Origin of the sequence: Mesorhizobium sp. M2A.F.Ca.ET.067.02.1.1, assembly GCF_004023285.1 — a bacterium.
Classification (GTDB): domain Bacteria; phylum Pseudomonadota; class Alphaproteobacteria; order Rhizobiales; family Rhizobiaceae; genus Mesorhizobium.
Window position 1 is genome coordinate 1 of sequence record NZ_RZSB01000174.1, and the last position, 9157, is coordinate 9157.

A 9157-nucleotide genomic window follows, 5' to 3' on the forward strand; every position below is an offset into this window, starting at 1 on the left:
CTTCTGGCCCCACCGATGGCAGCACGCCGAACAGTGAACGCTGCCATGCATGCATGATGGCGGAATGCGGCCACGTACCGAAGACCCGGACGTTCGGCGGAAACTCGGTTGGCGTATCTGCGGCCCGCCGCCCGATCAAGACCAGCGGCGGCGCCCGCTTCAGCCCCGTGTAGGCTTGCAGGAGAACATCAATGCCCTTGAGACGTGCCATGTCGCCGACGAACAGGATGAATTCATCCTCGGGCAGCTCCCGCAGGCAGGGATCTTCCGGGCCAAGCGCTCCGACATCGTCGGGCACGAAGTTGGGGATGACCTCGTAGGGGGCACGGCCTTGGGTGAGTCCGTTGTGATACGCCACCGCGTGGCTCACCGCGATGAAGCGGTCCACCTCGCGCCGAGCTGCGAAGCTCGACGCCCAGTTGCCCAAGGTGGTCGCGGCTGCCTTCACCGCCCCGTAGTGCTTTGCGGCGCACGGCAGACACTTCGCCAGCGCCGGGCCACTGCAGAGATCCGCGCCCAAGTGCATGAAGTTCTTTTTTGCGCAGACAAGGCCGTAATCGTGGAGCGTAACCACGAGGCGCGCCCCGCTCAGCGCTTTGAGCGGCAGGAAGGACGCGTAAATCCAGTTGTGGGCGTGAACGATGTCCGGCTCCTCTCGGGCGACCACCCGCTTCAGACCCAACACCAGTTCGGGATCCGGGAAGGGCGGTGCATGGCGGCGCTCGGGATCGGTGTGGAGGCCAGACAGACGCTGCAGCGTGCCGCGCAAGCGATGCACGCGGACCGCGCCGTCCAGCTCGGGTTCGGGCGACCCGGAATGCCTCGAGGTCGCGACACTGACATTATGGCCTCGCTGCGCCAGCGCCGCGCCCAGATTGCGGACGTGCCGCTCCTCTCCCCCGATTACCGGAGGATAGAACTGCGATAGCAGCAGGATGCGCATGATCGAGCCTCATTTTAGATGCGCGGCACTAGCGTCGAAACGCTGCGATAGAGCCGGTTGTCTTGCGGTCGATAGAGCCTGGCCTCGGCCCTTTGGCGGATTGCTACGACGGGCACCGGGATTTCTTGCGCCCAGGTGCCGCCCGGCGCGACGGCGACCGATCGGAAAACCGCTAACGGTTGCCCATCAAGGGTGATTTCCACGTCGAACCGCTGAGTTTGGGTTTCGGCGCTCCTGATACCAACCGTGATCCGGCCCTGCTCGCCACTGGCTGATGGCAACAACCAGAACTCGGTGTATTTGAATTCCCGGTGGGCCGCTTCGTCCCGGACAGCAAACGCATAGGCCCCAGTCGCCACAAGCACCGCTAGCATGAGCACGGCCCCCTGCCAAACCCGGACTCGCGCCAAAGCCGGCCAAGCAGGCAGATCGGGAGTGTCGCGGCGGACGGCGGCCACCAGTGCCGCGGCGGCCGTCACGGTCCAAAACCACAGCGCCCAGCCGAGCGGCGTGAGGGAGCCTGCGGCGTTCAGTGCAAAGCCCCCGGCGATGCCGACGGCGAGGCTTGCTCCGACCGCGTAGACGATGTGTTGCAACGCGGAGGTCGTGCTGACGCCAATGGCCCGCAACACCGTATGGCCTGGGACGAGGAACACCACGGGTGCGCCGAGGGCAACCCGGAGGAGCGCGCTGTCGCTGAAAGCAACGGCCGCCACCGCGGCCCCCGCCCAAAGGCAGGCGGCCAGAAGGCCCCGCTTGCTAATGGTTCTCATGCAATTCCCTCACGTCGTAGATGACGATCCAGCCATTGTCATAGACGCGGGTGACGCCCTTGACGTCATTGAACTTGAGGAGCGCTGCACCCGAGATCGGCGTTCCCTGCCGCCGTTGCCACGGCTGAAAGTAAAAGCCGAGCACTGGCGGAGCCGTGCTCAGGCGCCGGTCAACCAGCAGGAAATCGATGTTGCTTCCCGCCAAGGCCCAGAACTCCCCTGGCCCCAATGTGTCGACCTCGAATATGCTCGCGGAATCGATGCCTTCTCTGATCTTGACCCTGACGTCCTGCCGGCCGTAGCTCGCAAGCAGAATGCTGTTGATGCGGTCGGAGATGAAGCGGTTGCCCGCGCCGAGCCATTGCTTGGCCCAGCGTGCCGTTTCGATCCCCATGGGCTCGATTGATTCCTGATCGGCCGCCACCCTATAGCGCCCATCGATCGGATTAATCGAGGCGCTCGCGACGCCGCCCAGGACGATGACCGCCAGAGCGAGGGTCGGCGCGATGCGGCGCCACCCGTGCGGCGCGCGGCCCTGCCAGAAGTGGACGATGCTCACTGCGACGACCAGCCCAACGCCGATGAACACGAACGTTCCCATGCGGTTGCCGATTTCCCATCCGGCGCTGGTCAGTCGGAAGGCCACGGAGACCGGGAGCCCGAAGGCCAGCAAGGTGAGGAGCAGGACGCGGCTGTCACGCCAGCGGCATTTGAGAATGTCCCGGATCGGAAGCCAACCCGGCGGCCGCGCACCACCGAGCGCTGCGATGGCAAGTGACCGAAAGAATCCTGTTGCCAGTCCGAGTGCCAGCAGCAGGAGCGCCAGCAAGGTGGTCAGTTGCAGGTAGAGGGCCTTGGCCGGCGCTTGAAGATGCTCCGTCGCCGGGGTGGCGGTGCCAAGGATCATGCCAATCAATGAGTGGAAGCCGGCCCCGATCACCGGGCCGAGATAGCCTGCGAGTGGGATGCCACGGAACTGCATCCACAGGAACGGCAGGGCTATGGCCAAGATCGCCGTGAAACCCACGCCGATCCTGGTCTCAATCCGCATGGGATCGTGACGGCGCAAAGCTTCGAGACCCGCCAACGCTCCGAAATAGATGGCGGCGAAGGCGGCCGAGACGTGATGTGTGACCGCGAGGCTTGCCAACAGCAAGGCTATCAGCCCGAGCGACTTCAGCCTCGGTCGCCCGACAAGATCCTTGGACGCCGCTTCGACCGCGAAAGCCAGCACACACAGCACGATGCCGAGGCTCTGGTAGGAGAAACTTGAGTCGAACAGGAAGAAGGTTGAGCAGCCCATGTAGGCCAGACAGGCGATAGCTGCGATACGCGGCGATCCGACGATGCTTTCGAGGAACAGATACAGGGCACCGATGAACGTGCCCTTGAGGATGGCCAATAAGAGCGTTCCCGCCACTAACAAGGGCAGTCCCGTCAGATCGACGATCGCCGTCGTCAAGATTTCCAGGGCGGGATACGTTGGCCCGATCGGGAAAAGCGGGTTGGGCAGGAACAGCCGGCGGGCCGTGATGAGATCGTCGGCTGCGATCCAGTGCAAGAACTCGTCGTAACCGCTGAAGCTCGTCGGGGAATAGACCTTCTTGCAATAGAACAGAGCTTCGACAAGCAGGAACAGGAGGAACAGGCGCTCACCTCGGGCTGTCGTTGGCCAGGCGATGCGGAGGCTGGTCGGAACGATCAGGAGGACCATACCGGACCAGAAGAGCGCGGGCGCCACGTCATAGCCCCGGCGCCCGGTTGCGTGCCCGGCCACGACCAGGAGCAGAGCCGTTGCGACGGTCAGGCACAGTATCGCGATCCAACCGTATTTGGCCCGTTGCGGCGGGGCATCGGCGCTGCCGCCGTGAAGATCCGGACCGATAACGGCCGATAAGAGCCGTATCCCGGCCTGGAGTGGTTTGATCCTGGTTCTCGCGGTGAAATGAGCCTGCGTCATCAGCATCATACCCTCGTCGCGGGAGGCCAGGGTGTCACGCCGCCGGGGGCTGAGCGGACCGTGGATCGGCTGCCCAGGACGTTACAATAGACGTCACTCAGTGCTTGCGCGCAGGCATCCCAGTCGGGCAGCGCCAAATCCGGGACCTCCCGATGGGCCTCCAGTTCCTCGGCCATGGCGGCGGCCAGCTCTCCCGCATCGGCGTTGCACGAAATCGCCCGACACAGACCATTGGCAGCCAGCTCCCGCAGACCGGACGTGTCGCTGACGAGGACCGGACGGCGCAGCGACAGGGCTTCCATCACGGCGACTGGATGGGCTTCGTATTCGCTGAACAGCACGAACAGCGCGGCACTCGCCAATAGATCTGCCATTTTCTGCCGCTCTGAGGCGCGGATACCAGCAATTGTGACCCGCCTCTCAAGGCCGAGCGTCGCGACTAGGCGCCGCAATTCTCCCTCGTACGGGCCAGTACCGACGATGTGCAGTCGCACGTCCGGTACCCGGCGGATCAGGGCGGGCAAGGCCGCGATCGCCCGGTGATGGCCCTTGTAGCGCTCCAGCCTGCCGCCCGAGACGATCAGGTGAGGATCGACCTTGACGCCGGGGCTCGGAGCCGGCATCGAGGCGCCATTCGGGATAACGGCAAACCGCTCCCGCGGCACGCCCATCCTCCTGCTGAAGAAATCGGCTTCGAATTCGGAGACGCCGATCAGCCGCTCGGCCCGGGCTACCATCGGCCGGAGCAGCATATGCTGGGTGCTGCGAATGGCGTTGCGAAGCCGGGAGGAATGCCCGCCGCTGTGGAAGGTCAGGACGAACGGCAGTTGCCCGCGCACAGCTGCGAGCAGTCCGATCGGCACCACGAAAGTGCTGTAACCCTGGAAGTGGATCAGATCCCAAGCCCCGCGCCGGATCGCGGTATAAATGCCGGGTGCCACATAGAGGTCCAGTTCCCTTGGCCAGGCTGGGACACGCCGCACACGCATGCCGCCCACCTCCTCCTCAACCGGCAACTCCCCTGAGGGATCGGTAGTGAGCACGTCGACCGCATGGCCACGCGCCACCAAGCGGGGTCCGACTTCCTGGATGTGAGTTTCAGTGCCGCCCATGAAGGGGTAACAGCGAGCGGCAACCATCAGGATTCGCATCAGGCCTACCCGCCGTCATCACAGGCTGTCGCGCCCCGCCCGTGTTGTTGGTACACCCACTCACGCAAGATGGTCTTGAGGACGCGCCAACCGTCCGGGATGGCACGCAGATGGCTCACACCACTGATGCGCGAAGCTTCGAAACTCGGCACCTCGACGATATTGAGGTGGTTCTTCAAGGCCCGCACGTTGATGAGGGTCTCGATCTCGAACCCATCGCAGTCGCAATTGAGCGTGCTGACATGCCTGGTCCAGAAGGCAATGTATCCGTAACATAGGTCGGAGAACCAACCGCCATAGAGGAGTCGCACGAATAGGGTCAGCCCTCTGTTGCCGACCATCCGGAAAAGCGACATGTCGTCGGTGCCGGCGCCCTGGATAAAGCGTGAACCTTTGACGAGATCCGCGCCGGCCATCAGCGCGCTGACAAAGACGATCGCCTCCTCAGGGACCATGGAGCCATCAGCGTCCAGCATGACGATGATGTCGCCAGTGGCAGCCCGGAATCCCGCTTGCAGTGCGGCACCCTTGCCCCGGCGGGGCTCCATGACAACCTTTACGTCCCCGCGGAGGCGGCGCGCGACCGCGACCGTGTCATCGGTCGAACGGCCATCCACGATGATGATTTCGTGCGCCCAGCTGGGGATGCGCGGCAGAAGCCAAGGGAGGTTCTCGGCTTCGTTGAGCGTCGGCACGATGAAGCTGACTCGGGGTAGGGCCAACGATTGCCGCAGCCCGAACTTGATTGGGTCAGGCGGCGACACGGCACTGACAGGGGCGAGAACACTAGCACTGGAGAGACCGGCATTCATGGTAGCGCTGCACGATCGAGCGATGGGACCCAAGGGGCGGGCTGGAAACGCACCAAGACTGCCGATAGGTGTCCGGCGCGATGATGGGAGGAATGATAGGTCCCAGAAAGGACCTGCCCCAGAATGGCGGCCATATCCCCGGGTTCAGCTATGTTAATCATATGGAGACTCCCGGACGTGACGAAAGATGAGATGAAACTAGACTGAGAGACTGAAATAATTGACCTTCCTTGACCTGAGTTGAGCAAGGATTGCTGATGCGACGCCGCAATGGAAGCTTCAATAGATGGTTAGAAGGCACCATAGGTGATTAGCTCTTTGTGGTTATCCCTTCGGATTAGCTCGCGCCAACGGCCATGACAGACGCACGGCAGTGGACGATCACCTTCAGCGGCTGCGGCGGCGGCGCTGCCGCCGGTAGACCTGAGGAGACGCCAGCAGTGCGATGCGTTCCTCGCCCGCGAGGACAATCATCGAGCTGCGGCCGGGATCCAGATCCCGCGGACGACAGGCTCTCGTAGCAAGCAGGGTAGAAGGCAGCGAACATTGCCGGCGCGATGAACCTCGCGCGAAGCGTCGACATTGCCACTGGCCAGAAGCCGCGGGGCCCCGCATGTGGGCTCGCTTTCTTCATTCGGCCGTGATTTCCGAGCTACCCCTTAATCTTGCGCGCCAGAAGGGTCGAGGGCACGACCGCCTGGCCACGCTAACTGTTCCGGACGAGAAAAGGGCCGCCCATACGACGCTGAGGGCGGCACATCGGGCGCAAACAGCCGATACGAAGTCGTGACCTGGCGCAAGCCACGGACATGACCGAATAGGTCGATCACCTCCAGACCAGACCGGCGGTTATAGGTGTGACACCCGAACGCTCCGGAGGAAATGCCACCAACCGGGGTCTGGGCAAACTCCGACTCGTCGAGCGCATCGATCCGGCAAAACGTCACCGCGCCACCATAGCTGCGAGCGCAGTTCTGGACTGGGCGTAGCATGCGTCCGCCGTGCCGGATAACGGCGCCTGCGGGGCGGCTGAGTGCGGCATCGAGCAGGACGGGGTTTGCGGTATGGGGCGTCCAAGGTTCCGTCAGGCTCGCGGCATGGTAGAGGCTGAGAACATCCCAGGACGTAGACCTCCACAACCTTGGGCTGACGAAGAACCAAAAGCCGCCCTCATGGCGCAGCGGCGTGGTGTCGTAGCCCTCAACGCCTTCCAGGAGGCAGGCCTCCCGCTTCCACCGATACGGGAATTCGACCGCCCTGTAGAGACTGACATTCCTTGCCGCGCCCGATTCGGGGATCATCCAGACCTGCCCGTCCTGCTCGAACACGAACGGGTACGAGAGGTGGTGCGGCTCCTCCAAGACGATCTGAGGTGCGCCGGCGGCCCCGCTCTTGTCCGCTGTCACGACCGCGATGCACCCCCGGTTCTTTGAGTAAAGGTACTGTTCGACGAAAATAAAGTCCTGCCCCTGATGACTGAACGGGAACGGGTCGGCAAGGAAGCTGCCGGTGTCCCCAGTAACCACGCTGAAAGCTGCTTGACCTTTATCGAGCAGGCTCGCCACCTGGTCGAAGCGCCAGCCAATCCCCCAAGACTTGCCGCCTCTCGACAATCTGTCCAAGAACTCGATTGCCTTCGATACCGCCGTGCCAGTCTCCCATGCAATGGCCGAAAGCGCGCCAAGGGGGGGCGCCGCCGTCGGTGGACCGGGGACCCCGCACGGCACTGAACTGGTTTTCTCGCACAAGGCTTTTAGGATCAGCGCCACAGCGCAGGAGAGAACGCTGTCGAGGCCCGCCGCGAACACTTTACGGTCCACACTGGCCGGACGTGCCATCCAAGGCTGCGACGGGCGCGCCGTGTCGTGCAGGTCGACGAGAAGGTCCTGATCATTCGCCAATGCCGTCATAACTCCAATCTCGCCCGGTAGCCCGTTGAAGAGCGGAGTGAGCACGCGCCGTCCCGACGGGAGCGGCTCCTCGCCGCTCAAGTTGATCACCACATCCACCTGGTCGGCCGGGGGTGGCGGCAAGGATCGCAGCTCCGCCTCGACGGAGTCCGTGACAGCTTTGGCGCGGTAGCCATAGAGTAGTCGTTCGAGTTCGAGCAGCAACCGAAAGACTAACGGCAGCGGGCGGCAACCGGCCGCGATGGCGCAGGAGACATCGTTGCCGGGCACTTCAGCAAGCGCCTCTGCCAGCCACAGATGCCAGCGAAGCAGCCGCGACGGATCGAGACTCAAGCAAATGCGCATTGCTGTTCTCACGGCGGAATTCAAGAAGAAGGACAGCTTTGACGAGCAGCCCCAGGCAAGCGACACTATGCCCTATTGATGCGGGGCTGTGTGAGGCCAGAGGAGGTAATCCTTAGGGGCCGTTGCAGTCGGCGCCCGCCGAGAGCCACATGCAGGGATGATGGCTGGCTGGCAACGGGCGAAATACTGGCTGCGCAATGTCGGATTGTGCGCACTCGCGTTCGCGTCCGTGCTGGCAATCGCCGGCACACTGAACGATCCGTCGGCAACGTCCTTCATCAAGACTTCCGGAACGAACTTCACGTTGGACGGCAAGCCATTCTTCGTGACCGGCGTAAACAACCACTATCTGACCTTCGGTTCGCACAATGAGGTCACCCGCGTTCTCGACGACGCGGTGGCGATGGGCGCCAATGTGGCCCGCGTCTTCCTTCAACCGGTGATCGGGTCGCTCGACGGAAGTGTCCCCACGATCTGGAATTGGCGGCTTGAAGGCGAAACCAGCAATCTCGCAGTCAATGGTACGTACCTGCTCTACTGGGATCCGAGTCAAAACAGCATGGCAATCAATGACGGCGCCAACGGCATGCAGAAGGTTGATTTCCTCATCGCCGAAGCCGGCAAGCGACACCTCAGGCTCATTATCGCCTTCCTGGATTTCTGGGCCTTCACGGGCGGCGCCCAGCAGATGCGGGCCTGGTATGGGAGCGACGACGAGGCGACGTTTTTCTTCACTGACCCACGCACGAAGCAGGACTACCGGACTTGGGTCCGCCACGTCGTGGAGCGCGTCAACCCGCTCACCCGACTTGCCTACCGGGACGACCCGACCATTATGGCCTGGGAACTGATCAACGAAGGCAATGCAAAGCCAGAGGCCTTGCGGTTGAGCTGGACTGCCGAAATGTCGGCCTATGTGAAGTCCCTCGATTCCCATCACCTTGTCACCTCAGGGAATGCCAACATCTTCGACCCGAAGGTAGCCGATTTGACCATTCCGACTCTCGATTTCGGGACCTGGCACGGCTACCCGGTCTACTACAACCTCACGATCGAGCAATTCAACGACATGATCCCCGAGTTCTGCCACCTCGCGGCCCGCGCCAATAAGCCGGTGCTCATGGAGGAATTCGGCCATGCACGCTCCAATAAGAACGCGGCTGACGCTTACGCCATGTGGCTCGATACGGTGACGCGCGATCGCAATTGCGCCGGCTGGATGGTGTGGCGGTTGGTGTCGCTGCAGGACAGCGGACACTATCC

7 protein-coding genes are annotated in these 9157 nt (G+C 63.0%); 1 reads left to right on the forward strand and 6 read right to left on the reverse strand.

Annotated features, from left to right (window positions below):
* The 6 genes from EOA28_RS14475 to EOA28_RS14500 all read right to left on the reverse strand — a co-directional run.
* Positions 1–943 (reverse strand): glycosyltransferase family 4 protein (locus EOA28_RS14475; RefSeq protein WP_128314984.1); only part of this gene is annotated, 943 nt, incomplete at its 3' end.
* Positions 944–957: 14 nt separating this feature from the next.
* The gene (locus EOA28_RS14480) at positions 958–1716 is read right to left on the reverse strand and encodes a DUF1616 domain-containing protein (RefSeq protein WP_127251845.1); all 759 of its coding nucleotides are present in this window, start codon (positions 1714–1716) and stop codon (positions 958–960) included.
* On the reverse strand, positions 1703–3682 hold the full coding sequence (locus EOA28_RS14485; protein ID WP_127251844.1) for a hypothetical protein: 1980 nt from the start codon (positions 3680–3682) through the stop codon (positions 1703–1705). Before EOA28_RS14485 ends, EOA28_RS14480 begins: the two co-directional genes overlap by 14 nt.
* Positions 3682–4827, reverse strand: coding sequence for a glycosyltransferase family 4 protein (locus tag EOA28_RS14490; RefSeq protein ID WP_127251843.1), 1146 nt, complete (start codon positions 4825–4827; stop codon positions 3682–3684). The genes EOA28_RS14485 and EOA28_RS14490 overlap by 1 nt, the downstream gene beginning before the upstream one ends.
* Positions 4828–4832: 5 nt before the next feature.
* Positions 4833–5639, reverse strand: coding sequence for a glycosyltransferase family 2 protein (locus tag EOA28_RS14495; RefSeq protein WP_127251842.1), 807 nt, complete (start codon positions 5637–5639; stop codon positions 4833–4835).
* A 659-nt stretch (positions 5640–6298) separates the two neighbouring features.
* The gene (locus EOA28_RS14500) at positions 6299–7894 is read right to left on the reverse strand and encodes a hypothetical protein (protein ID WP_127385971.1); all 1596 of its coding nucleotides are present in this window, start codon (positions 7892–7894) and stop codon (positions 6299–6301) included.
* A 160-nt stretch (positions 7895–8054) separates the two neighbouring features.
* Here EOA28_RS14500 and EOA28_RS14505 point away from each other — a divergent pair.
* On the forward strand, positions 8055–9157 hold a 1103-nt coding region (locus tag EOA28_RS14505; protein ID WP_128314985.1), incomplete at its 3' end, for a glycoside hydrolase family 2 TIM barrel-domain containing protein.